General features: G+C 52.8%; 17 protein-coding genes and 1 riboswitch. Of the genes, 8 read left to right on the top strand and 9 right to left on the bottom strand.

Annotated elements, in window-relative coordinates; genetic code table 11:
- Positions 1 to 9 precede the first annotated feature (9 nt).
- Together H1D31_RS07045 and H1D31_RS07040 are read right to left on the bottom strand one after the other, a co-directional pair.
- On the bottom strand, positions 10 to 1,002 hold the full coding sequence (locus H1D31_RS07045) for a FecCD family ABC transporter permease (protein WP_261257275.1): 993 nt from the start codon (positions 1,000 to 1,002) through the stop codon (positions 10 to 12).
- Positions 999 to 1,793: an ABC transporter ATP-binding protein gene (locus tag H1D31_RS07040; protein ID WP_261257274.1), complete on the bottom strand. Its 795-nt coding sequence runs from the start codon at positions 1,791 to 1,793 to the stop codon at positions 999 to 1,001. Before H1D31_RS07040 ends, H1D31_RS07045 begins: the two co-directional genes overlap by 4 nt.
- Positions 1,794 to 1,896: 103 nt before the next feature.
- A riboswitch (cobalamin riboswitch) is annotated at positions 1,897 to 2,078 on the bottom strand.
- A 171-nt stretch (positions 2,079 to 2,249) separates the two neighbouring features.
- Between H1D31_RS07040 and H1D31_RS07035 the strand changes: the two genes are divergently transcribed.
- On the top strand, positions 2,250 to 2,804 hold the full coding sequence (locus tag H1D31_RS07035) for an NADPH-dependent FMN reductase (protein WP_008610241.1): 555 nt from the start codon (positions 2,250 to 2,252) through the stop codon (positions 2,802 to 2,804).
- 136 nt (positions 2,805 to 2,940) lie between these two features.
- Entirely contained in the window at positions 2,941 to 3,678 is a 738-nt protein-coding gene (locus H1D31_RS07030; protein WP_261257273.1) for an ABC transporter substrate-binding protein, read from the top strand.
- 138 nt (positions 3,679 to 3,816) lie between these two features.
- On the opposite strand, the gene H1D31_RS07025 is transcribed toward H1D31_RS07030, so the two are convergent.
- Together H1D31_RS07025 and H1D31_RS07020 are read right to left on the bottom strand one after the other, a co-directional pair.
- Positions 3,817 to 5,835 carry an alpha/beta hydrolase family protein gene (locus H1D31_RS07025; RefSeq protein ID WP_008610239.1) on the bottom strand — a complete coding sequence of 673 codons (2,019 nt, stop codon included), beginning with the start codon at positions 5,833 to 5,835 and terminating at the stop codon, positions 3,817 to 3,819.
- Positions 5,836 to 5,886: 51 nt separating this feature from the next.
- The gene (locus tag H1D31_RS07020) at positions 5,887 to 7,416 is read right to left on the bottom strand and encodes a fumarate hydratase (RefSeq protein ID WP_008610238.1); all 1,530 of its coding nucleotides are present in this window, start codon (positions 7,414 to 7,416) and stop codon (positions 5,887 to 5,889) included.
- Positions 7,417 to 7,514: 98 nt separating this feature from the next.
- On the opposite strand from H1D31_RS07020, the gene pabB reads away from it, so the two are divergent.
- The 3 genes from pabB to H1D31_RS07005 all read left to right on the top strand — a co-directional run bounded on the left by pabB (position 7,515) and on the right by H1D31_RS07005 (position 11,032).
- Positions 7,515 to 8,894 (top strand): aminodeoxychorismate synthase component I, encoded by a 1,380-nt coding sequence (gene pabB, locus H1D31_RS07015; RefSeq protein ID WP_261257268.1) that lies wholly within the window; start codon positions 7,515 to 7,517, stop codon positions 8,892 to 8,894.
- Between the two features lie 15 nt (positions 8,895 to 8,909).
- Positions 8,910 to 9,473 carry a CoA pyrophosphatase gene (locus tag H1D31_RS07010; RefSeq protein ID WP_008949406.1) on the top strand — a complete coding sequence of 188 codons (564 nt, stop codon included), beginning with the start codon at positions 8,910 to 8,912 and terminating at the stop codon, positions 9,471 to 9,473.
- A gap of 179 nt (positions 9,474 to 9,652) precedes the next feature.
- On the top strand, positions 9,653 to 11,032 hold the full coding sequence (locus H1D31_RS07005) for an L-serine ammonia-lyase (protein WP_039925683.1): 1,380 nt from the start codon (positions 9,653 to 9,655) through the stop codon (positions 11,030 to 11,032).
- Positions 11,033 to 11,057: 25 nt separating this feature from the next.
- Here the strand turns inward: H1D31_RS07005 and H1D31_RS07000 are convergent, their stop codons facing one another.
- Genes H1D31_RS07000 through H1D31_RS06985 form a run of 4 tightly spaced genes read right to left on the bottom strand, consistent with a single transcriptional unit; the run spans position 11,058 to position 17,353 of the window.
- Positions 11,058 to 11,318 (bottom strand): DUF2007 domain-containing protein, encoded by a 261-nt coding sequence (locus H1D31_RS07000; RefSeq protein WP_261257265.1) that lies wholly within the window; start codon positions 11,316 to 11,318, stop codon positions 11,058 to 11,060.
- 40 nt (positions 11,319 to 11,358) lie between these two features.
- On the bottom strand, positions 11,359 to 12,960 hold the full coding sequence (locus H1D31_RS06995) for an L-lactate permease (RefSeq protein ID WP_261257264.1): 1,602 nt from the start codon (positions 12,958 to 12,960) through the stop codon (positions 11,359 to 11,361).
- 29 nt (positions 12,961 to 12,989) lie between these two features.
- The gene (locus tag H1D31_RS06990) at positions 12,990 to 16,154 is read right to left on the bottom strand and encodes an efflux RND transporter permease subunit (RefSeq protein WP_008949409.1); all 3,165 of its coding nucleotides are present in this window, start codon (positions 16,152 to 16,154) and stop codon (positions 12,990 to 12,992) included.
- A 2-nt stretch (positions 16,155 to 16,156) separates the two neighbouring features.
- Entirely contained in the window at positions 16,157 to 17,353 is a 1,197-nt protein-coding gene (locus tag H1D31_RS06985; RefSeq protein WP_261257262.1) for an efflux RND transporter periplasmic adaptor subunit, read from the bottom strand.
- Positions 17,354 to 17,731: 378 nt separating this feature from the next.
- On the opposite strand from H1D31_RS06985, the gene H1D31_RS06980 reads away from it, so the two are divergent.
- Positions 17,732 to 18,040, top strand: a complete 309-nt coding sequence (locus H1D31_RS06980) for an isoamylase early set domain-containing protein (protein WP_008949411.1) — start codon at positions 17,732 to 17,734, stop codon at positions 18,038 to 18,040.
- Between the two features lie 46 nt (positions 18,041 to 18,086).
- On the opposite strand, the gene H1D31_RS06975 is transcribed toward H1D31_RS06980, so the two are convergent.
- Positions 18,087 to 19,205, bottom strand: a complete 1,119-nt coding sequence (locus H1D31_RS06975; RefSeq protein WP_008610227.1) for a beta-ketoacyl-ACP synthase III — start codon at positions 19,203 to 19,205, stop codon at positions 18,087 to 18,089.
- 278 nt (positions 19,206 to 19,483) lie between these two features.
- Here H1D31_RS06975 and H1D31_RS06970 point away from each other — a divergent pair, with 278 nt between their 5' ends.
- A complete protein-coding gene (locus tag H1D31_RS06970) occupies positions 19,484 to 21,184 on the top strand; it encodes an autotransporter assembly complex protein TamA (protein WP_261257258.1) in 1,701 nt (566 codons plus the stop codon).
- Positions 21,181 to 24,966 (top strand): translocation/assembly module TamB domain-containing protein, encoded by a 3,786-nt coding sequence (locus H1D31_RS06965; RefSeq protein WP_261257257.1) that lies wholly within the window; start codon positions 21,181 to 21,183, stop codon positions 24,964 to 24,966. Before H1D31_RS06970 ends, H1D31_RS06965 begins: the two co-directional genes overlap by 4 nt.
- The last annotated feature ends 100 nt before the right edge of the window (positions 24,967 to 25,066 follow it).

The raw sequence follows: 25,066 nt of genomic DNA, 5'->3' as shown, positions 1-25,066 counted from the left end.
TACTCCCCATTACACCCGTCGCCGTAGCAACAATAAGAAAAAGAGACTTCCCAGCACTGAGGTAATGACCCCTAGCGGGATTTCCTGCTGTGCCAACAAGGTCCGCGATAGATTATCGACCCATAACATAAAGACCGCGCCCAATAAGGCCGATCCCAGCAGCAAGGGCACAGCGGTGACACCAAACAAATAACGCACCATATGTGGCACCAACAGACCGACAAAGGCGATACCGCCGCATTGTGACACAATCACCGCACTGACCAGCGCCGTGGCAATCAGCAACACCAGGCGCAGACGCTCGGGCCGGATGCCGAGGCTGCGGGCGCTACTGTCTGATAATAACAGTGCATCCAGTTGCCGTCGCAGTGCCAGCGCCAGCAGCAGCAGCAAGACGACCGGAGGGCCAATTAACATTAAGCTTTGCCAGCTGCTGCGGCTTAAACTGCCCATTAACCAGAAGATCACCCGATTGGCGGCAAAGGGCTCGGCAAAATACAAAATAAAGCTGCTGATGGCGCTGAGCATAAAGGATACCGCCACCCCGGCTAACAGCGTGATCTCAATACGTTGTCGTTGCTGACGCATGGCTACCGCCAGCACCAGCACAATCGCCAGCATAGCCCCGACAAAGGCACCCAGCGCCATACTCAGTTGCTGCTCTGGCAACACGATGCTGACAATAGTCGCGCCCAGTGCTGCACCGGCCATCAAACCAAATAAATAAGGATCGGCCAGTGGATTACGGCTGGCATTTTGTAACACAGCGCCGCTGACCGCTAAGCCAGCCCCAACCAGTAAGGCAGTCAGTACCCGTGGCAACCGCAATTGCCAGATAATGGTTTCGGCCAGCGGCTCAGTCCCGTTGAACTGCATTGCCGCCGCCAGCGTCGACAACGGAAACGAAACACTGCCAAGCAACAGGCTCATCACGACACTTACCAGCAACACCAGTGCGAGCGCAGATAACGCCAACGGGTAATAACGGGTCCAGCGGCTCATAATGCGACCTGCGGGCTGATAAACTGTACCTGCCACCAACCATATTGCGGATGCTGACTGACTGCTACCGGTAACTCAAATACCTCGCTCAGTAATGCCGGTTGCAACACCTGATCCGGACGGCCAAAGGCACGCACCTTGCCCTGGTCCAACAGCAATAATTTGTGACAATAGCGCGCAGCGAGATCCAGATCATGGATAGCGCAAATGACGGTTTTTTTCAGCTGCAATAGCAGTTGTAACAACTGATGCTGATGTTTCACATCCAGATGGTTAGTCGGCTCATCCAGCAATAGCACACTGGCTTGTTGCACCAGCGCCCGGGCCAACGTCAGGCGTTGCCATTCACCACCCGACAGGCTCTCGACCGGCTGCTGTTGTTTCTCCAGCAAACCGGTTTGCCTGAGCGCCAGCAACACTTGTTGCCGGTCATAATCGTTATCCGGTTCAAACCAACTTTTGTGCGGCAAGAGCCCAAGTGCAGCCACCTGATAACAGCTCAAACCGGTTAAAGGTGGATTATGCTGCGGTAAGAATGCCAGCTGCCTGGCTAATTGCCGTAGTGGGATGCTGGCCAGAGATTTACCGGCAAACAACAGCTTGCCACTGTCCGGCGCCGGACAACCACTTAACAGCGACAGCAACGAGCTTTTGCCGGCACCATTCGGGCCAATAATTCCCACCAGCTCACCGGGTGCCAGCTCCAAGCTAATATCCTGCAGCACCTGAGTGCGCTGGCGCTGCTGCGGATAGCTCAGACTAATTTGCTGTAATGAATAAATGGCGCTCACGCGATTGTCCAGTTAGTTAATGGGCAGCAACCAAGGACAACCGGCAGTGCAAGCTGCAGGCCGGGCAAAGGCGCTACCGTGTATTCCCGCACGGGCGTATCAAAGGCATAATTCGTGTTCTGGCAGGTCTCCTGACTTAACGCGATAACCCACAGCCACCTTCCCGTTATCAATACTGACACAGTGGTATTAGCTGCAGCGCGTTTCACAGTTGCGGGTACAGTTCAGGTATTCCACCTGATTCCCTTTTCAAGCACGTTGCTCACCAGACTGCGGCATTCTAGCAGCTAAGACCGCCAACTGCCAGAGAGTCGAACTGCAGTAAAAATCCATGGGCGTAGTGATGTTTTCGGCCTGAAGAGTCCGCGCTAGCGAACAAAATCTAAGCAGCAAACGTCAACACACCCTAAATTCAGCTAAGCTGTTAAGGGTATTTAGCTATGATGAGGATAAGTTATGACAATTAAGGTGCTTGCGATCTGTGGTAGTTTACGCGCCCGCTCGACTAACCGCGGTTTATTGCGTTTTGCCCAGGCAAACGCCCCCACCGGTATGAAGATCCATATTGCCGATTTGCTGGATGTGCCTTTCTATAATGCCGATCTGGCAGAGAAACCCGCGGCCGTAAGCACCCTGCTGCAAGAGTTTGCCGAGGCGGATGCCCTGCTACTGGCCTGTCCGGAGTACAATTACTCACTGGCGCCAGCGTTGAAAAATGCGCTGGATTGGGCCTCACGGGAGCCGGATAACCACTTGTTACGCGGCAAACCGGTGGCGATCCTCGGCTCTGCCGGTGGTATGGGCAGCTCGCGCTCACAATACCATTTACGCCAGGTCTGTGTTTATCTGGACTTACACCCCCTGAATAAGCCGGAAGTCTTTGCTAATGCCTTTAGCGGCGCCTTTGACCACGAGGGTAACTTGCTGGACCAAAAGATCCAGGACAATATCCGGCAATTGCTGCAAGCATTGTCCCTTTGGCAGAAACAATTAAGCCTGCCTGTTGGCTGACGTAAGCGAAAATAGTGTTATAATATCGCGTGTTTAAGGGCGCAATGCCTGGTCTTTGCCTGCAAGGCGTCAGCTATAGCTATGTTGGGTGAGTGCCAGGTGAGTGTTGGGTGATAAAAGGATTTATAAATAGCTGATGCGGATTCTGGGATTGTTATTAGCTTTGAGTGTTATGCTGCCGGTTTATGCCACCGCGCCGGCTGAGTCTGTGCTGGAGTTTCGCCAGGCGCTGGGCTCACCGGCTTCCCGCTATAGCCAAAGCCTGCTAACAGAAGCTTATCAACGGCTTGGTGTCGAAGCCCGGTTTATCGAGGTGCCGCTGGGTCGCAGTTTAATCGAATCCGATAAAGGTAATCTGGCCGGTGAGCTGGCGCGCGTGCTGCATATTAACCAACAGTATAAGAATCTGTGGCCAGTGCCTTATGTGCTGTTTGATACCCATGTTTACCTCTATGTTAACCAGCAACGCTGTGCCGGTTGTCAGCTGTCACAAGTCCAAAGCCTGGCCTATGTTCGCGGCACCTTAATTGTCGAAGAGTTACTGCGGAAGTTACCCGCCTCGCGTCAGGTGATTGGCAGCGGTAGTCTGGATGCCGCCAAACAAATGTTTTTGACTGGCAAAGTCGATGGCGTACTGTTTCCGGCATACAAACTCAATGCCACTAGCACATTCCCGATCAGTGAGCAAATTCTACAAAGCCTGCCGGATTATCATTTTCTACACCGACAACATCAGGAGCTGATCCCGAGGCTAACGCAGATGTTGTTTCAGCTGGAGCGTGAAGGTTTTGCCGAGCGTCTGCGGTTAAAATACGGCGTACCGGCACCGCGACGCCAGCTTTCGCGCAATGAAAAGCCTTTTGCCGAGTACTAGGGCGTGTTGACGTTTGCTGCTTGTTTTTGCAGCAAACGTCAACACGCCCTAACTCCCTGTTACGTCATTTCGTATCACGCTTTGGCAAATAAAAAACCCCGCCAAACAGCGCGGGGTTTTTCACAACGACCTAGCATTCTAACGGGTATATTTTTCCAGCCACTGGAACACTTCGTTATACCAGCGCACCCGGTTATCCGGCTTTAAGATCCAGTGGTTTTCATCCGGGAAGATCACCAGGCGCGATTCAATGCCCTTGCGCTGCAGGTTAGTAAAGGCGCCTAAGCCCTGCGCATAAGGTACCCGATAGTCTTTCAGGCCATGGATCACCAGCATCGGCGTTTGCCATTTATCGGCATGCGCCGCCGGGTTAAATTTCTGATAGTCTGACTCCGGGTTCCAGGCCGTGCCACCTAAATCAAACTCCGGAAACCAAAGCTCTTCGGTGCTGCCGTAGAAACTTGGCATATCATATAAACCGGCATGATTGACCAGACACTTAAAGCCATCCGGCCAGTTACCGGCGATCCAGTTCATCATAAAGCCGCCATAAGAGGCGCCCAGCGCACAGGCACGGTTGCCATCGATCCACGGATAGGCCTGCACCACATGCGCAAAGCCTTTTTGCAGATCAACCAGCGGCTTACCACCCCAATCACGGCTGATCGAGTCGGTAAAGGCCTGACCATAGCCGGTAGAGCCATGGAAATCGACCATCACCACCGCATAGCCTTTGGCGGCATAAAGCTGGGCATTCCAACGCTCGTTAAACATATTGCCAAAGCTACCCTGTGGGCCGCCATGCACTAAAAAGGCCATCGGGTATTTTTTGTTTGGCTCAAAGTTCCAGGGTTTAACCAGATAACCATAGACGGTCGCATCTTCCGCGCCTTTAAAGCTAAACTGCTCAAAGTCACCAAACTGAATGCCTTCAGCCCATTTGGCATTAACCTGAGTTAACTGCTGTGGCTGTGAACCATCCGCATTGGTCTGGAAAATTTCGGCTGGCATATTCAGCCGGTGATTGGTAAATACCAGCTTATCCGCCGCAACTTGCAGATTACCGGCATAGCCATCACCATACAGTTTAATCACATCGCCAAAACTGGTGTTAATGGCGTAGATGCTGTACTGCCCGACATCCTGAGTGGTGACATAGATGGTTCTGTTATCACGGCCAAAATAGAAATCAGAAATCGAGCGATCCCAGTTCGGCGCCACTTCTTTGCGCTCGCCGGTAATCAAATCCAGCAACATCAGGCCAAAACGATCTGCCTCAGCGCCCGGCTTTTGCATCGCCAGATAGGCCAGAAAACGGCCATCATTGGAGAACTTGGGTTTGGCATCCCAGGCCGGATTGTCGGCCGTCAGATTGACCTTCTCACCACCATTAATCGACACCTGAAACAAATCAAAGTTAGTGTGCCAGGCCTGATCAACCGCCGGGATCTTGGCACTGAACACCAGTTGCTGATTATCCGGCGTAAAGGCCACTTCGCTGATACCGGCGATATTGGTATTCCAGTCGGCCATCAGGTTTTTCGCATCAGTAACAGGGGCATCGCCGAGCACCGCCACGTGCAGATGTTCACGATACTGATCCAGCCAGTGATCCCAGTGCCGTACCATCAACTGGTCATAGGCCAGCGCAGTATCTTTGCGCTCCGCTTCTTTGGCTTTGGCATCCAGCGTACATTGCAGCGTCTGACAACCGGGTTTCACTGTTAAACTCAGCGCCAGGGTTTTGCCATCGCTGGCCAGTTTAAAGCCGTTAATTGGTAAGGGTAGCCGGGTCACCTGCCGGGCTTCACCGCCTTCCAGCGACAGTTGCCACAGCTGGGTGCTGCCAGTGCGATTAGCTAAAAAGAAAATACTCTTGCCATCCGGGTGCCACTGCACCGCTGTTTCGCGGCTGCTGTTTTCGGTTAAACGGCGAACTTGCCGATTTTCACCCAGTTGCATTAAATAGAGATCATGGCTGGTATCAGCCGGCGCAAAACCGCCGTTAGTCTGGCTATAAACCAGCGAACGGCCATCCGGCGACAAAGCCAGATTACCAACTTTATTATGTTGATTCAGATGTTCGACCGTCAGTGGTCCTTTGGCCAGCGCACCAGCACTAAAGAGTGCTAACGCCACTAAACTCTGATGTTTCATGGTTCCCCCAGTTAGTAAAAAGCCGCAGTCATCGCTGCGGCCTTGTTAGAATCAGGCTTTCAGTTTGGCATCCAGCTCAGCAATATTGGCTTTCCAAATTGCCGGCCCCTGCTTATGCACGTTATTACCGTTGCTGTCCACTGCTACAGTTACCGGCATATCTTCGACTTCAAACTCATAGATCGCTTCCATACCCAGATCGGCAAAGGCCACGACCCGGGCTTTCTTAATGGCTTTCGACACCAGATAAGCGGCGCCGCCCACGGCCATCAGATAAACAGCTTTATGCTGTTTGATACTCTCAACCGTTTGATCACCGCGCTCGGATTTACCAATCATGCCCAGCAGACCAGTTTGCGACAACATCATATCGGTAAACTTATCCATCCGGGTCGCGGTTGTCGGGCCGGCCGGGCCTACTACTTCATCACGTACGGCATCAACCGGGCCAACGTAATAGATAAATTTATTTTTCAGATCCACACCTTGTGGTAAACCTTCGCCTTTATTCAGCATATCGGCAATGCGTTTGTGTGCCGCATCACGGCCGGTTAACATCTTACCGCTTAACAGCACAGTTTCACCGGCTTGCCAGCTTTGTACATCCTCTGGCGTCACGGTATCCAGATTGACCCGGCGCACATTGCTACCAAGCTCCCAGGTCACCTGCGGCCAGTCTTCCAGTTTCGGCGGCGTAATATCGGCCGGGCCAGAACCATCTAAATGGAAATGCACATGGCGGGTGGCGGCACAGTTCGGGATCATCACCACCGGCAATGAGGCCGCATGGGTGGGTACTGATTTGATTTTGACATCTACGACCGTGGTTAAGCCACCCAAGCCCTGGGCGCCAATGCCCAGTTTGTTCACTTTTTCATACAACTCTAACCGCAGTTTTTCTTCCGCGTTTTGCGGCCCTCTGGCCAGCAACTCCTGAATATCCACCGGCTCCATCAGCGATTCTTTCGCCAGCACCGCGGCTTTTTCCGCCGTACCGCCAATACCGATGCCAAGCATGCCTGGCGGACACCAGCCAGCACCCATTTTGGGCAGGGTTTCCAGCACCCAATCGACAATAGAATCGGACGGATTCAGCATTGCCATCTTGGTTTTATTTTCTGAACCACCGCCTTTAGCGGCGATCATCACTTCGACATGATGACCAGGCACCAGATCGATATGCACTACCGCTGGCGTATTATCCTTGGTGTTTTTACGTAAACCGGCCGGATCGGCAACAATAGAGGCCCGCAGCGGGTTATCCGGATTCATATAAGCACGGCGGGTGCCTTCATCCACCATTTGCTGCACCGTCAGGTCTGTTTTATCCCATTTCACATCCATGCCAATCTTAACGAAGCAGGTAACAATGCCGGTATCCTGACAGATCGGACGATGGCCTTCGGCTGACATCCGCGAATTAATCAGAATTTGTGCAATGGCATCTTTCGCGGCCTGGTTTTGCTCTTTGTGATAAGCCACTTCCAGTGCCTGAATAAAATCCAGCGGGTGATAATAGGAGATGTACTGCAGCGCATCTTCGATGCTTTCAATAAAATCTTGTTGGCGAATAACCGTCATGCTTGCCCTTCCTCTGTCGCCCAAGCGGCGAGACATTTAACTATTAGTGTGGGTGCTGGTATGATAGCGCGCATCCCCAACAGCGGCTAGTCCAAATCATGCAGCAGTATCTGATATACGACGCCAAATCTGAACCCGAATTTTCTCTGCTGGAGATTTTTGCTCATTTTGCCAGCGAGCCCTGGTCAATGTTGCTCGATTCCGCGGATGCCAGTCACCCGAATAGCCGTTACCAGATTATGGTGGCACAGCCGGTGGCAACCCTGCATAGCCAGCACGGTAACACCATCCTGACCGACGAGCACGGCAGCCATCATTACACAACCGATCCGTTCAAGGTATTAGACTGTGCGCTAAAGCGTTACTTTGCGACGCCCTGTCACAGTGAGCTGCCCTTTGTCGGCGGCGCCCTTGGTTATTTTGGTTATGATCTGGGCCGCTATCTGGAACGCCTGCCGGAACAGGCGCAAGCTGATTTGCAGCTACCGGATATGGCGCTGGGTCTGTATCAATGGGCGCTGATTTATGATCAACAACAAAAGCAGCTCTGGTACACCGATTACCGGCAGGATGCGGAACAACACTGGCATAAATTGCAGCAAAGATTAAGCACGCAACCGCCGCTAAGCCGCCCCTTTAGTTTGCAAAGTGACTGGCAAGCCAATATGACCCAGGCTGAGTATCAGCATAAATTCGCCCGGGTACAGCAAGAGCTAAGTAGCGGTAACTGTTATCAGATTAATCTGGCACAACGTTTTAGCGCCGCTTATCAGGGCGACGAATGGCAGGCGTATCTGAAGCTACGGCAAAAAAATGCAGCGCCCTTTTCGGCCTTTATCCGCTTGCCAGCCGCTGCGGTGCTCAGTATCTCGCCGGAACGCTTTTTGCTGCTGCAGGATGGTCAGATTGAAACCAAGCCAATTAAAGGTACCCGGCCGCGTGGTTTCTGTGCGCAAACCGACCAGATAGAAGCTGAAAATCTGCAAACCTCGCCAAAAGATCGCGCTGAAAATGTGATGATTGTCGATTTGCTGCGCAACGATCTGGGTAAAGTATGTCAGCCGGGGTCGGTCGAGGTGCCGGCCTTGTTTGCCATTGAGAGCTTTCCGGCCGTACATCATCTGGTCAGTACCGTTACCGGCACTCTGGCAGCGCCGAATAGCGCCTGTGATTTGCTGCGGGCGGCTTTTCCCGGCGGCTCTATTACCGGCGCCCCGAAAATCAGTGCCATGCAATTAATTGAACAGCTGGAACCCCACCGGCGCAGCGTCTATTGCGGCGCTATCGGCTATATCAGCAGTACCGGCCGTATGGATACCAATATCGCGATCCGCACCCTGGTTTGCGAACAGGGGCAGATCCATTGCTGGGCCGGTGGTGGTCTGGTGGCGGATTCGAAAGCTGACAGCGAATATCAGGAAACGCTGGATAAGGTGGCAAAAATTCTGCCGGTATTAACTGCGATACAGCGAGCTTAAAGGAATAAACAGCAGGTGCAAGCCGAACAATTTTTGAACCGCTATCTACTCAGACCATTGCCTGCAACCACGCCACAGCCGCTAGTTGCAGAGCTAAGGCGCAGCGCTGTGTTGGTACCGCTGCTGCACTACGCAGACGAGCTACACCTGCTGTTGACACGCCGCGCTCTGACACTGGCCCATCATCCGGGGCAAATCAGCTTCCCCGGTGGCATGCTGGAAACAGGTGAGACGGCTATTCAGGCGGCCTGCCGCGAAGCCGAAGAAGAGATAGGCTTGCCAGCAACAACTATCCGGGTACTGGGTGAGTTACAGCCACTGCAAACATTAACCGGCTTTCATATCAGTCCGGTGGTTGCCCTGGTAACGCCAGGTCAGGCCTATCGTTTGAATAAGCAGGAAGTCAGTGAAATCTTTGAAGTGCCGCTTAGCTTTTTTCTGAACCCTGCCAGTCAGCAGGGATGGCCAGTCTGGTGGCGCGGTAAACAGCAACACCTGACCGTAATACCTTATCAGGACAAGCTGATTTGGGGCGCCACAGCCGGCATTATTCAGCAATTATTAACCCAGATCCGCTGAGCGCAGCCTGCAATATGCGAATTTTGTAAAGAAAACTGCACTCTCGCGCGAAAAAAGACACTGAATAGAGCTGTTGCAGATACTGAACAGACCTCTGGCGCCCTGACAGCCATGGCATCCATCAGTTAGAATACCGACTATCAGGCTCCCTACTCTAACTATAATAAGTCGTATTTATGATCATTAGTGCATTTGATATGTTTAGCATCGGCATTGGCCCCTCCAGCTCCCATACGGTGGGCCCAATGCGTGCAGCAAAGAAATTTACTGAGCAGCTGCAACAACAGCAACTGTTAAGCCGTTGTGATAGCGTAAAAGTGGAATTATTCGGCTCGCTGGGCCAAACCGGTATTGGCCATGGCACTGGCAAGGCGGTGATCCTGGGGTTGTCTGGCTACTTGCCGGAAAGCGTCGACCCGGATGCAGTAGAAGGTATTCTGCGCCAGGTGCATGACAGCCAAAAGTTACAACTGGCACAGCAACACGCGGTGAATTTCCCACGCGACGGCGCCATTGTGTTCCACCGCCGTAAAACGCTGAAAGAGCACTCCAATGGCATGGAGCTGATTGCTTATGACAGCGAGAAAAATGTGCTGCTAAGCGAAGTCTACTTTTCCATTGGTGGCGGTTTTATCGTGAAAGCCGAAGATTTTGCCAAAGAAAAAGAAGCAGCCAGTCAGTTCGTCGCGGCTAACCCACCACCCTACCCATTTGAGTCAGGCGCAGAGTTATTAGCACTGTGTAAAGAGCATGGCCTGTCGATTTCGGGCTTGATGCATGAAAACGAAAGAGTGCTGCGTAGCAGTGCGCAAATTGAAAGTGAGCTGAATAATATCTGGCTGACCATGCGCGCCTGTATTGAACGCGGTATTCGCACCGAGGGTATTTTACCCGGTGGCTTAAAAGTGAAACGCCGCGCCCCCGCCTTACATAAAAAGCTGATGGCAGAGAAAAGTGCCGATCCACTGCAGGTAATGGACTGGGTCAATCTGTTTGCGCTGGCGGTAAACGAGGAAAACGCCGCCGGTGGTCGGGTCGTTACTGCACCGACTAACGGTGCTGCCGGTATTATTCCGGCGGTGTTAATGTACTACGACAAATTTATTCAGCCGGTCAGCCCGGAAATCGCCAGTCGCTATCTGTTAACCGCGGCCGCCATTGGTATTTTGTATAAGAAAAATGCCTCGATATCCGGCGCCGAAGTCGGTTGTCAGGGTGAAGTTGGCGTAGCCTGCTCAATGGCCGCAGCGGCACTAACCGAAATTCTAGGTGGCAGCCCGCAGCATGTTGAGAACGCGGCTGAGATCGGCATGGAGCATAATCTGGGCTTAACCTGTGATCCGGTTGGCGGTTTAGTGCAGGTGCCCTGTATTGAACGCAATGCGATGGGGTCAATTAAAGCCATTAACGCTTCGCGACTGGCGCTACGTGGCAGTGGCGATCACAAGGTATCGCTGGATAAGGTGATCAAAACCATGTGGGATACCGGTAAGGATATGCAGACCAAGTACAAAGAAACCTCACGCGGTGGTCTGGCGGTAAATATTATCGAGTGTTAAAGCGCTGTGGTGCTATTTGTGCCGGCTAGCCGGCCGGTGCCAGGCCATCTTCATCAGTAAGCGGAAAATCAACCAGTTCCGCTTGCTGATAATCCTGCAATAATTGTTCAGCCTGCTCCGCCTGCTCGTCGGCGACAAACACATTAGCAAAACCCAGCGCGGCCAAATCCCCTACCGCACCCTGCAAATAATGACCACCGACGTAGGTGTCAATCCCCTCGCTATTAAGCATCCCGGCGATAATATGGGCTTCCAATATATCGTTGGCACGAAAGATAATTTTCATAAATGTCCCTGTTTTAGGGCGTTAAGACACCCTTGACAGCTTAGCTGAAAAACCAGTACGCCACCAGTGCCGCCCCGCTGCAATAAAATAGCATCGGCCACAGCGTATAACGGATAATCTCTCCCTCGCGACCATGTAAATTCACTACGCTGGCCGCTGCTACCACATTGACCACACAAATCATATTGCCGGCGTTGGCGCCAAGCATTTGCAGCGCCAGCACCAGAGACTGCGGCAATTCCGCCTGCAGTGCCATCTGCTGCTGAAAGCTGCCAAACATCAGATTAGAGAAGGTGGCAGAGCCAGCAATAAAAGAGCCTAAGGCACCAACAATGGCAGCAAAACCCAGCCAATAGTCTGCCAGGTGGGCCGCCGCCAGTTCAGCCAGCGCCAGCGGCATCGCCGGTAAACCGGCGCTGTTAACATCAGAATGCAAGAAAATCCGCACCATCGGCACCGCCGCACCGAGCGCAATACAGGACGGTAACAGCATCTTACTACTCTGGGTTAACGCCTGCTGCAGCATACTGAACTTAGCCTTAAACAGCCACAGTGCCAGCAAGGCCGTCAGCAGGAATACCGTACCCGGTAAATACAGCGGCGCCACCGTAACACTGAGTTCAGAGCCTAAGATCTGCTGCCATTGCCAATTTAGCCCCTGCAGCATCGCTCTAAAGGGCAGCGCCGGCACCCGGGTTAACACCAATAATGTGGCCACCAGCGCATAGGGCAACCAGGCTTGCCAAAGCGGTATCTGGCTGCTGTGCGCTGTATTCTCAGGCGTGTTTTCTGCAGCAGGCAGACTGTTGTCGGCTGTCACAGGTTTTGGCACTAACCAGCCCCGACTTGCAGCCGTCGCGGTTAGCGCCAGCCCCAATAACGCACCCAGGACAGAGGGAAACTCCGGACCAAGCAACCAGGTCACCAGCCAGGCCGGTAAGGTAAAGGCAAAGCCAGCGAATAACGCAAAGGGCGTGGCAGCCAGGCCGTAACGCCAGTTAGCCTGAGTGCTAAAATAACGGCTGTATAGCAGCACCATCAGCAGAGGTAAAAAACTGGCGACAAAGATATCGATACTGATTGCCAGCAGTGCCGTTTGCTGCAGCTCTGATGCGCTGATCCCAGGTACGCCTTGTGCCAGCCCCACCAATACCGGAGTACCGACAGCACCAAAGGACACCGCCGCCGAATCCGCCACCAGTGCCAGCACTACGGCAGAGAGCGGACTAAAGCCCAGCGCCACTAACAAGGGCGCCACGATAGCCGCCGGGGTACCAAAACCGGCCGCGCCTTCCAGAAAGCCAACAAAGAGCCAACCAATAATCAACAGCTGGACTCTTTTGTCGGCAGAAAGCCGCGCAAAGCCTTGTTTAATCACCTCCATGGCGCCGGATAACAGCAACACCTTTAACAACACCAAAGCACCGAAGATAATCCACAGAATAGTGGCAGCGATCACCAGGCCTTCCAGGGTGGCGGCCGTTAAGTGTAATAACGGTACCTGCCATACCAGCAGGGCTAATAACGCGGATAACAGTAAACTCAATGGCATCGCCTGCCGTGCCGGCAGGCGCAATAAAACCAGTAGGATAAAAACGCTGAACAGCGGCATCGCCGCTGTCAGCAGTTGCAGCAAGGTCACTCAACCTCCGCTTATGCCAGTTGCAGATGTTATTTAGAGAAGCCCTGCTCGGAGGTCGCCGCTATGGCTTTCTTACCACGGAACAGTCTTTTTACATCTTCCAGCATAACATAAAGTGCCGGGATCAAGACCAGGGTAATTACGGTTGCAAACAGAATACCGAATGCCAGCGACACTGCCATCGGGATCACGATTTGCGCTTGTAAACTGCGCTCCAGTACTATCGGTGCCAGACCAACAAAGGTAGTTAATGAAGTCAGTAAAATGGCCCTAAAGCGCTGCGTTCCTGCATCGACTACGGCTTGCTTAATCGCCACACCCTGTGCCCGGGCGCGGTTAACAAAGTCCACCATAATCAGACTGTCGTTTACCACCACCCCGGCCAGTGCCACTAAGCCGAACACCGACATAATGCTCATCGATAAGCCCAGCAGCATATGGCCAATCACCGCCCCGATCAGGCCAAAGGGGATCACGCTCATAATAATCAGCGGCTGGGAGTAGGATTTCAGCGGGATCGCCATTAAGGCATAGATACAGAACATAGCAAACACAGCAGCCTTCATTAGATCTCGCTGGGCATCCATTTCATCCTGGCTGGCACCATCCAACTGGCCACTGACGCCGGGATATTTTTGTTCCAGTTCTTTCAGGATGCCGCGACGCACTTCAGACACCACCTTGCCAGGCTCCACCAGACTCTTATCTGCCGCCGCGGTAATGGTCACCGACCGTTCACCATTGACCCGGTTAATGGCGCTAAAGCTTGGTTGCAAGGTATAGCTGGCCACCTGTGAAAACGGCACCTCACCACCATTGGCAGTACGGATCCGCATATTCTCCAAATCACCCAAGGAACGGCGTTCTTCCCGCGGGTAGCGCACCATTACTTTTACTTCTTCACCGCCGCGTTGCACGCGCTGTGCTTCGGCACCATAGAAACCATTTCTGACCTGCCGCGCCAAATCAGCCAGAGTCAAACCTAACAGATCGGCTTCCGGTTTTAACGCCAGCACAATTTCATCATTGCCCCCACGCAGGTTATCTTCAATATCAAATACGCCCTCGTAACCCGCCAGCGCCGCCTTTAACTCTTCTGTTGCGGCTTGCAACTGCGCCAAGTCACGGCCACGTAATTGCAGCGCGATATCCGCGCCGCTGCCCATGGTCGAATTATTGATGCGGAAGGTTTTTAAACCCGGGATCTCTGGAATTTGCTCACGCCACAGCCGGGCGATCTCAAAGGCATCAATTTCGCGGCCTTCGCTTTTATCCAGTTCAATGACCAGCTGACCGGCAGTATCGCTGTTTAAAAATACTAGCCGGTGTTTGACGACCATGTCCTCACCCGAGGCCAGTAGCTGCTGATCGACGCGCATTAACGCGGCTTCGATTTCCTGGATTGCCAGTACCGTTGCCTCGTTGGAAGCGCCTTCTTCCATTTGCACGCTGGCTTGCATAAAGTCGCTTGGTACATTCGGGAAAAACACCCAACGCACAAAACCTGCTGACATCACACCGAACATCACAATCAACATGGCAAAAAATATCGCCATGGTGACGTAGCGAAATTCAATACATCTCTCGATAAAAGGCCGGTAGCGGTTTTCAATAAAGCTAAACAGTACCCGCGAAACGGCACCGCGTACCCGCTTTAACGAATTACTGCCAAAGCGCCCTAAAGCATAGACGCCGCCCCGGTTTGGATCCCAAGGTTTGGTGTTCATATTGGCAATATGCGCCGGCAGGATCAGTTTGGACTCAATAATAGAAAATGCCAGACAGAGTACCACTACCCAGGCAATGGAACCCCAGATCGCGGATTGTGCGCCACCGACCATTAACATCGGCACAAAGGCAGCAATGGTCGTCAATACACCAAAGGTTGCCGGCATCGCCACTTTTTTCGCGCCGGCAATGACCGCATCCGTTGATTTACCGCGCTTTTCAATTTCAGTGTAGGCGCTTTCGCCGATAATAATGGCATCATCGACCACTATCCCCAACACCAGGATAAAGCCGAACAAACTGATCATATTGATCGAGACATCAAAGAACGACAGTGGCAGCAATGCCAGGGCGCCGAGGAAGCAGATTGGAATACCCACCATGACCCAGAATGCGACCCGGAACTCCAAAAATAGCGTTAACGCCAGCAGCACCAGTATAACCCCATACAACAGGTTACTGGTCATCAAATCTAGACGACCTTGCAGGTAATAACTGGAATCTCCCCAGTAATCCAGCGTAATCGATGCGGGTAATTCCTGGCGTTTTTTCTCAATATAATTTTTTACCGTACCGGCAATACGCAAGGTATCGTCTTCCCCCACCGCATCAATTCGGATCGATACACTGTTCTGACCATTAAAGGTCGCCAGCCGGGCCCGCTCAATAAAGCCATCGGTGACAGTCGCAATATCGCCCAGCAGCAAACGGGTGCCATCAGCATTACGCACCAACGGGATACTGGCAAAATCATCTTCGTAATAAGCCTGGCCCTTGGTTCGTAGCAAAATATTGCCACTTTCCGAGCGGATAGCACCGCCGGGTAAGTCGACTGAACTACCACGCACCGCACTGACCACCTGTTCAAAGGTCAGGCCATACTCGCGTAGCCGGTGTTCCGGGATTTCGATAGCGATTTCATAATTGCGCGCGGCTACCACATCAACCTTACTGACGCCCGGCAGCTTTTTAATTTCATCGCGAATACTTTTCGCCAGTTCTTTTAATGTTGCTTCAGTGGCGTCCCCATAAAGAGATAGCCACATCACATTACTTTGAAAACGCACCCGATATACCACTGGCCGTTCTGTTTGCTCCGGCAAGGTAGAAATGGAGTTAACCTGGGTTTTAATCTCTTCCATGACTTCGCTGATATTGTAGCCGGACGTGATTTCAACATTCACTGTCGCCAGCCCTTCTACCGCAGTAGAGCGCACCCGTTTAATACCATTAACACTGCGAATACTTTCTTCAATTTTATCAATAACTCCGGATTCAACTTCCTGCGGTGCTGCTCCCAAATAGGGCACGCGAATGGTTACCACCTCGGTTTCAATTTCCGGAAAGGTTTGCTTTTTAATAGTTAAAACCGAGCCCAAACCCGCTAATAGCAGCACGACCATTAACAGGTTGGCCGCCACGCTATTGCGGGCGAACCAGGCGATAATGCCTTTATTGGTATCCATACTTATTGCGCCTCCTGCTGCATTGCAGAGGCATTTGCGACCGTCTCAGCTAAGGGTTGTTGCTCGGCCAACCTCACTTGAGTCCCGGCCAGCGGGTTGGTCACAGGTGAAATGACCAGCCGATCAGCCGCTTCAAAACCACTGCCGATATACGCAAAGTCGGCATCGGCGCGGCTAAGTTGCACCTGGCGAAATTGCAGTTGTTGCTCGGCATCAACCACCAGTAGCTGATTGCCTGGGCGTAACAGATGTCTCGGTACCTTGGTGACCTGAGTTGCTGCGATACCGCTGATTTGGGCCTGCACAAAACGGCCAAACTGCAGCGGTATGCCTGTACCTTCGCGCTGATACGGATCCTGAATTTCCGCCACGGCATAAATTACCCGGCTACGCTCGTCCAACACCCCTTCGGTACGAACAATATTTGCATACCATTGTAACGGTTGGCCCGCAATCGTCGCGCTTAAGATCACTGGTATCTGCTGTACCTGTGCCTGTTGCTGTGGCAAGAAACCAAAATCGGTATCAGTTAAAGCTAAGCGCACTTCCGCGACCTCAGTACCGAGGATGCTGCCAAGCTGACTACCACGGCTGATAAACTGACCCAGATTGGCCATCCGGCTGCGTACCATCCCATCGTAAGGTGCACGGATTTCGGTGCGCGCCAAATCACGCTGCGCCCGTTCCAGCTCAGCTTCTTTTGATTGTACATTAGCCAGCGCACTGGCCAGCTGTGGCTGGCGTAAACCCAAAGCAGGTGCTTTACCTTCGGTAAAGGAGCGCCATTCGGTTTCTGCAACCCGCGCCCGCGCCCGCTCTTCTTCAAGCTGGGCTTTCGCACCGGCCAATGCTGCTTCTGCTGCCTTCACCGCAGTCAGATAATCTGCCGGTTCAACCTGAACTAATAAATCGCCTTTTTTAAAGAAACCGCCGGCAACAAAATTCTCGGCTACCCGGATAATCCGGCCGTTGACTTCTGACATCAGCGTGGTTTCTAACTTGGGTGACACTGTGCCTTGCGAGGCAATACGGTAGGTAAGGTCCTGAGGTGCCAATTCAATGGTATTGACCAGTAACGGCAGTCGCTGCTCAACGACTTTCGCCGGGGGCTTTCGCATTGCACCTAAACCTATAGCTAATCCCACCGCACTGATCAGAATAATGATCGGTAATCCAACTTTGATAAATTTTGTTGCCATGAACTTGATGTCCCGCTAATTATAGTTTTACTGCTACCAATTTTACCTGCTACGAAAAATGCTGCAGTAGCATGAATGTTAATTTTTATTTCAATTCAATCATAAATATCCGGCCTTCAAGGCTTCTATTACGCTAATAACTTACTGGCAGATTGTACAAAGCCCGCCATTATTAGCCTGGCAAAGATTTATTGACTAATCAGAGACTAAAACAACGCAGCCGATAGAGTTAACAGAAATATATTTTGTTACAAAGTTACCTGCTGTACACTGCAAACGAATGCGTAAATTTTGACCATTGGCAAAAAGTCCACTTTAGGTTAGTTTTAACAGGTAGCCGGTGCGTTACCGGTTACGCCAAAGCAACAGGAGTGAGCAATGAGCATCAGTAAGCAGTATTTAAAGACCAAACCCGCTTGCAAAGTGACCTTTAAACTGACTGCCGACAGGCTACCAGCCGCGACACAGGTTGCTTTACTGGGGGAATTTAACGATTGGGATCCGGCAGCCTTGCCGATGAAGAAAAGCAAAAGTGGCGAATTCAGTGCCACTGTAACCTTGCCGGTCAATAGTGAGTATCAATTCCGCTATCTGGTTGATGGTGGCACCTGGCTTAACGACGAGGACGCCGATGCCTATCTGCCATCGCGGGTATCATACGACGAGAACTCGGTGATCCGGCTCTGAAAAAAGGGGCCAGGCCCCTTTCTCCATTCAGCTTAAGCGCAGCGCCTTAACACTTTTCCAGTACTAAGCAGCCCACCGAATAGCCGGCACCAAAGGAGCAAAGAATCGCTTTGTCACCACTTTGTAGCCCCTGCTGGTATTTATGAAACGCAATAATCGAGCCTGCCGACGCCGTATTAGCATAGGTATCCAGCACCAGCGGTGCCTCTTCCGGCAACGGATCGCGGCCGAGAATCTTTTTGGCCGCAAAGATATTCATATTGATATTGGCCTGATGCAGCCATAACCGTTTTAAATCGTCGGCAGTAACCTGTTGTGCCGCCATTTCGTCCAAAATCACCTCAGCTACTATCGGCAACAGCTCTTTAAACACTTTACGCCCCTGCTGTTTAAAAAACGGGGCCTTCGGGTCCTGCTCACTAAAGCAATGCTCGGTATAGCCAATATCGCAGCGGATATTATTGGAGAAGGTGGTTTTTAAACGCATACCCAGAATGCGAAATGCCTGGCTACTGGTACAGCTGGACTCGGCTTCAATAATGGTTGCGGTACAGACATCACCAAAAATAAAGTGACTGTCGCGGCTGCGGTAATCCACCTGCGGTGAGGCAAATTCCGGGTTGACCACCAGCACCACTTTGGCACTGCCGCCACGGATAGCATTAACCGCATTGCTGATCGCGAAGGTCGCCGAAGAGCACGCTACGTTCATATCAAAGGCATAACCGCCAGCGCCCAGCGCCTGTTGCAACTCGACGGACAGCGCCGGATAAGGCCGCTGCATATTCGAAGCAGCACAGATAATTAAATCAATATCGGCAGCGGTTTTGTTGGCTTGCGCTAAGGCTTGAGTCGCCGCCTGCACCGCCATTTCGACCATTTCTGGCAGTTCATCTTCGCCGCGCTTACGAAACACCGGATGCATTACCTTGGGGTCAAGAATGCCATCCTTATACAGTACGTGCCGGGCTTTAATACCGGAGGCTTTTTCGATAAATTCGCTGCTGGAATACTCCAGTGCCGCCAGTTCACCAGCAGCAATCTGTGCCGCATGCTCGGTATTAAACTGATCAACGTATTGATTAAAACTTACGACCAGCTCGTCATTGCTAATAATGTGTTGTGGGGTAAATAACCCTGAGCCGCTAATCACCACCTGCTGCATACTTTCACCTTGTCTGCGCCGTTATTTATCTACTATCAGTTTCACGCTGGCCGCTAGCGTCGCGTGGCGTGAACCTTTTGCACTTTTGGCACTCAGTATAACTGAAATGCTGGTCAGAGGTGATCCTTTCAAGACACCGCGTTTTAACTGGCGAAAATTCCCGCAGTTGGCCTCAGTTTTACTGTACTGCGTTCTGGCTTAAGGTACACTTTAGGTTGGTTTACCGATACCGCTGCCTGCAAAATGCGTGGTATTGGCTGCATCTTAACAGGATTTTAATGCGCTATTTGTTACTCACCTTGCTACTGCTAAGCCCTGCTGTGCTGGCGCAAACCACCTTGCGCCTGACAGGTCTGTCAGGCGAATTGGAGGATAACGTTAAGTTATTCCTCGACCGCTACGCAGCAGGTGAAATTTCGACCTCGCTGCGCTTTCAAGCCCGGCTGGAGCAAGATATTGCGCAAGCGATGCAGGCGCTGGGCTATTACCATAGCGAGATTACCATTACGCTGCAAAGCACGCGCAACAATGGCAGCCGCTTATTAATTCAGGTCACGCCCGGTGAACCTATTCGGATTACGGAAACCGATATTCAATTGCTTGGCGATGCGGCCACGGATCCCGAGTTTCAGAATTTGTTACGCCAGGCACCACAGGTCGGTCAGGTGGTGCACCATGGTCGTTATGACAGTTTCAAAAGTGCCCTGAATAGTCTGGCGCAGCGTCGCGGCTATTTTGATGCCCGTTTTAGCCTGCAGCGGCTGGAAGTTTCGCCGCCCCGGCGTCAGGCTTTTGTGCGCTTACATTTTGACAGCGGCCAGCGTTACCGCTTCGGCGAAGTGCGCTTTAGTGGCTCACAAATTGCCCCTGAGCGCCTGACCTCACTGGTGCCCTTTCAGCCTGACGCCCCCTATCTGGCAACCCAACTCGGTGAGCTGAACCAGGCCTTAGCCAATACCAACTGGTTCTCCTCTATTCTGGTCACGGCCAGTACCGAGGCCATCGACCAGCGGCTGCTGCCGATCGATGTTGAACTGGCGCCACGCAAACGCAATAGTATCGAAACCGGTATTGGTTTCTCTGACGATGTCGGCGCCCGCATTAAACTAAATTGGCTAAAACCCTGGTTAAATGATCGCGGCCACAGCCTGAACAGCAAACTGGCGCTGTCGCAGGCGGAGCAAAGTATTGAAGCCGCTTACCGGCTGCCGCTGGAAAGCGTTGCTACTGACTTCTGGCAGCTGCAATATGGCCTGCGTAACCGCGATTATCAGGACACCCGCTCTATTGAATCGAATCTGGCACTGGAGCGGCACTGGCTGCTGCGCAATGACTGGTATCGCACCGCCAGTATCCGCTGGCTCTATGAAGACTATACCCAGGCGGATCAGGAAGATAACAGCAGTTTAATTATGCCGGGGATCAGTTTTTCCCGCAGCCGGCAAACCGGCAGTGGCATGCCGACCCGGGCGGATCGTCTGCTGCTGGGGATTGAAGTGTCCGATCAGAGCTGGGGCTCTGCCGCCAGCTTTGTCCGCTTGCGCGGTCGTGCCGGTTATATCGACAGCTTTGGCGACCGGCATCGTCTGGTTAGTCGGTTAGATGGTGGCGCGGTGCTGATGGAAGCGGTTGATAATTTGCCGCCGTCACTGCGCTTCTTTGCCGGGGGCGATAATAATCTGCGCGGCTATGCCTATGAGTCCGTTTCCCCCCGCAACCAGGACGGCGAATTGATTGGTGGCCGCTATATGGCAACCGCCTCGCTGGAATATCAATATCGGGTGACCGGTAACTGGTGGCTGGCAACCTTTGCTGACTATGGCAGTGCCTGGACCAAGACACCGGATTGGAAAAAAGGCGTGGGCTTTGGCGTACGCTGGGGCTCACCGATAGGCGCCGTGCGGATTGATTTCGCCTGGGGTCTGGATGCGGACGACAAACCCTTCCAGCTGCATTTTTCTTTGGGGCCTGAGTTATGAAGCGCCTGCTCACCTGGCTTGACCGCGGCATTTTCTGGCCGCTCTGGGCATTGTTACTATTACTGTGCTGGTTGTTGTTTAGCCAGTCCGGCTTACGATTTAGCCTGTACCTGACAGAGAAGGCCGTGCCAGAACTTAAGGTTGCCCAGGCTTCAGGCAGCTGGCTTGGCGGCGTAACCCTCCATCAGCTAAGTTATCAAAGCCCTGAGCTGGATCTTAGCCTGGAGCAGCTACAACTGCGGCTACAAAAACGCTGCCTGATCCAGTTCCGGCTCTGTATTCCCGAGCTGGCGCTAAGCGACGTCACCCTTACCAGCAAGCTCTCTGAGCAGGTATCGGCACAGGCGGCAACTGCTGCAGCTGAAGCCGTACTTGACAGCCAAACCGAACCGACAACGCTTTCGGAGGCGAATGCGCCACGACGGCTGGCCGGCCTGGCGTTTCCGATCCCGTTAAAAATTGACCGACTGCTGATTGAACGGCTACAACTTAACTTGCCAGAGCAGCAACTGGCCTGGCAGCACTTTAGTATTGGCCTGAACGCCTGGGGTAATCGACTACAGTTACAGCAAGGCCGACTGGACGGTTTGGCTATCACACTTGCAGAAAGTAGCGGTGACGCCGAACCGCTGACCGCCTATCCGGTACCAGAGCTTAGCCCCTTTAGCTTACCGTTATCGGTTTTTATTGATGATTTTCAGCTTAGTCATAGCGAGCTGCAGCAAGGCGAGCAGCACTTTAGCTTGCCGCTACTGACCTTCAGTGCCCAACTAACGCCACGGCAAGTGCGCCTGCTTGATTTACAGCTGACGCATCCACAGCTACAAGCTCAGCTTAGTGCCAATCTTGATTTAGCAACAGGCTTCCCATTGTCGGCGCAGTTCGATGCCCTGCTGCAAGACACCGCCCTGGCCGGGCAGCGTTTGCAGGGACAACTGCGCGGCTCGCTGGCAGAACTGATTGCTGAGATTAATGCTAGCGGACCACTTAACCTGGCGGTACAAGGACGGCTGGCCTTGCTCAGCGCCGACTTACCGCTGCAACTGACATTGCAAGCCCGGGAATTACACTGGCCACTTGAGCAACCGGACTATCAGCTGTCCGCTCTGGCGCTAGAGCTCGACGGCAATCTGACCGAGCTGCAATTAAGCCTTGCCACAGAGCTACAAGCCACGGGGCTCCCCGATGCCGGACTGCGTCTGGACGCCAGCTGGTTTAACTGGCAACAACGCGCTGCTATCCGCGAGCTGCAGCTCACCATCCTTGATGGCCAGGTGCAGGCCAAAGGCGAGCTTAACTTAGAGCCGGCACTTAACTGGCAACTACAACTGGCGATGGACGGCATTAAACCCGGTGCCTTCTGGCCAGATTATCAGGGGCAATTAAGTGGCCAGTTGCAAATTGCGGGCAAACTGGACCCGAACAGCGGTTTAGCACTGCAACTGCCGCAGCTGGCGATGCAAGGCGAACTGCGACAACTGCCACTGCTGCTGGCAGGCTCTTTGAGCCTGAGTAGCAATGCAGATTTTAGCGACTGGCAGTTTAACAGCCCGGATCTGCTGTTAAGCCATGGCCAGAATCAGTTACGGCTCTATGGCCAATTGCAGCAAGACTGGCAGTTGCAGGCTGAATTGTCAGTGCCGGATGCGGCCTTATCTTACCCAGAGCTGCGCGGCGCACTGCAAGGCAGTATTGCCGTAACAGGCCCGATGCTGACGCCAAAAGTCACACTGGAGCTAAACGCCGAGCGACTGGCATATCAGGATGCCCGGCTGCGTCAGGCATCACTTATCGCCACTACTGATTTGGCAGATAAATTGCGCACCAGCCTGACGCTGCAGCTGTCGCAAGCGCGCTGGCAACAACAACGTTTACAGGAATTACAGCTGAGCTTAGAGGGTGATGAAGATGCGCATCAGCTAAAGGCACAGCTTAAAGCTGAAGGGCTGGCGGTTAAGCTGCAGGCGGCAGGCTCGCTAAGCCAACGCCAGCTTTGGCAGGGGCAGCTAACCGAATTTTTACTGGCCAGCCAGTTAGGTGACTGGCAACTCGCCGAGCCACTCGCTATTAAGGCTGACCTGCCGGCGCAACAACTGATGCTGGCGGCACATTGCTGGGCGCAGTTGGATGCCAGACTCTGCCTGAGCGAAGCGGCCACGCTATCAGCTACGCAGGTGCAGGCGAAACTGGCGCTCAGCGATTACCCGCTGGAAAATCTGAATAGCCTGTTACCGCTGCAAAGCAGCATTAATGGTGAGCTTGCCGCCCAGCTAGATATCAATTGGCGGCACGGACAGGCGCCGCAACTGACTTTTGGTTTACAAAGTAGCAGTGGCCAGGTGTTGCAACAACTCGATGTGCCGGTGACCCTGCCCTGGCGCGATCTGGAACTGAGCGCCGAAATGGCCGCACACCAGTTACGCAGTAAGCTGACGTTACAATTAGCTGATAGCGGCCAATTGACAGCGCAAGCCCTAGTTACGGAATTGGATCAAGCAGAAAAGCCCCTGCGCGCCGAACTTGCACTCACCAGTTTGACTCTGGATTTTTTAAAGCCGTTACTTGACGAATACAGTGAACTGGCCGGTACCCTGTCCAGCCAGTTAAGTCTGGATGGCAGCCTGGATAACCCGCAGCTGCGTGGTGAGCTGCGTCTGGATGGCCTAAAAGTAAGGGGCAAGCTGGCGCCAACTGATATCGAACAGGCGGACTTAGTGATCAGCTTTCGTGGTGAACGCGCTGAGTTAAACGGTCTGGTGCGGACGCCTGAGGGCAAAATTGACCTGGCAGGCTTTGCCGATTGGCGTGATCTCGACGCCTGGCAGGCAAACCTCGGGATCAGCGGCGATCCACTACGACTGCAGATCCCGCAAGCAGAGCTGTTCGTGCAGCCTAATCTGTTGATAAACGCTGAACCTGGTCGCAGTCGACTCACCGGTACCTTACAGATCCCGCGCGCCAATATCAGTGTCAATACCTTACCGCAAAATGCCATTGGCTTATCCAGCGATCATGTGCTGCTGGACCGGCGCCTGCAACCGATCACTGAAGAGCAAAGTAGTCAATTTACATTGGAAACCGATATCCGCGTGCGCTTAGGGCAACAAGTCAGGCTGGAGGCCTTTGGCTTAAAAAGCCGCTTAGCGGGTGAGTTACGGGTGCAGCAACAGCAGTTTAACCCCAGTGTGCGCGGGGAAGTCTCACTGGTTGATGGTACCTTCCGTGCTTACGGCCAGGATCTGCTAATCCGTCAGGGCAAACTGACCTTTAATGGCCCGGCCGATCAGCCGTTCCTGAACGTTGAGGCTATCCGCAATCCGGCCAATATGGAAGACGATGTTATCGCCGGAATCCGGGTAACGGGCCCGGCCGACGAACCCATAGTTACCATTTTCTCTGAACCTGCCAAACCTCAGGCCAATGCCCTGTCATACCTGATTATGGGCAGGGATCTGGACAGCGAATCGGGCTTTAATGCTAACAGTGTTACCACCAGTCTGATTGGTATGAGTATTTCCTCCAGCGGCAAGCTGGTTGGCGAAATCGGTGAAGCCTTTGGCGTCAGTGATTTAATGTTAGATACTGAAGGTGCCGGCGATAATTCGCAGGTTACGGTAAGTGGCTATTTAACCCGCGATCTGCAGCTAAAATACGGCATTGGTATCTTTCAGCCGATCGGTCAATTTACGCTGCGTTACCGGCTAATGCGTAATCTGTATCTGGAAGCGGTATCGGGCCTGGATAATGCGGTCGACTTGTTATACAAGTTTGAGTTTGACTAAGCCAACAATATGCCCCGGAGCGCCATCCCCAAAGCGCTATATGGTGCGACAATTTGTCACAGTGCCAAGTCCTTAGTACGCGGCTAAACTAAGGTCGTGT

The organism is Alishewanella sp. BS5-314, assembly GCF_025377695.1.
Taxonomy (GTDB): Bacteria; Pseudomonadota; Gammaproteobacteria; order Enterobacterales; family Alteromonadaceae; genus Alishewanella; species Alishewanella aestuarii.
Note: the sequence above shows the minus strand (reverse complement) of the source record. Positions and strands in the feature narration are given on the sequence as shown.

Coding starts and splice junctions, on each gene's coding strand:
- H1D31_RS07045 (WP_261257275.1), bottom strand. CDS start 1,002: ATGAGCCGCTGGACCCGTTATTACCCGTTGGCGTTATCTGCGCTCGCA.
- H1D31_RS07035 (WP_008610241.1), top strand. CDS start 2,250: ATGACAATTAAGGTGCTTGCGATCTGTGGTAGTTTACGCGCCCGCTCG.
- H1D31_RS07030 (WP_261257273.1), top strand. CDS start 2,941: ATGCGGATTCTGGGATTGTTATTAGCTTTGAGTGTTATGCTGCCGGTT.
- H1D31_RS07025 (WP_008610239.1), bottom strand. CDS start 5,835: ATGAAACATCAGAGTTTAGTGGCGTTAGCACTCTTTAGTGCTGGTGCG.
- H1D31_RS07020 (WP_008610238.1), bottom strand. CDS start 7,416: ATGACGGTTATTCGCCAACAAGATTTTATTGAAAGCATCGAAGATGCG.
- pabB (WP_261257268.1), top strand. CDS start 7,515: ATGCAGCAGTATCTGATATACGACGCCAAATCTGAACCCGAATTTTCT.
- H1D31_RS07000 (WP_261257265.1), bottom strand. CDS start 11,318: ATGAAAATTATCTTTCGTGCCAACGATATATTGGAAGCCCATATTATC.
- H1D31_RS06990 (WP_008949409.1), bottom strand. CDS start 16,154: ATGGATACCAATAAAGGCATTATCGCCTGGTTCGCCCGCAATAGCGTG.
- H1D31_RS06985 (WP_261257262.1), bottom strand. CDS start 17,353: ATGGCAACAAAATTTATCAAAGTTGGATTACCGATCATTATTCTGATC.
- H1D31_RS06980 (WP_008949411.1), top strand. CDS start 17,732: ATGAGCATCAGTAAGCAGTATTTAAAGACCAAACCCGCTTGCAAAGTG.
- H1D31_RS06975 (WP_008610227.1), bottom strand. CDS start 19,205: ATGCAGCAGGTGGTGATTAGCGGCTCAGGGTTATTTACCCCACAACAC.
- H1D31_RS06970 (WP_261257258.1), top strand. CDS start 19,484: ATGCGCTATTTGTTACTCACCTTGCTACTGCTAAGCCCTGCTGTGCTG.
- H1D31_RS06965 (WP_261257257.1), top strand. CDS start 21,181: ATGAAGCGCCTGCTCACCTGGCTTGACCGCGGCATTTTCTGGCCGCTC.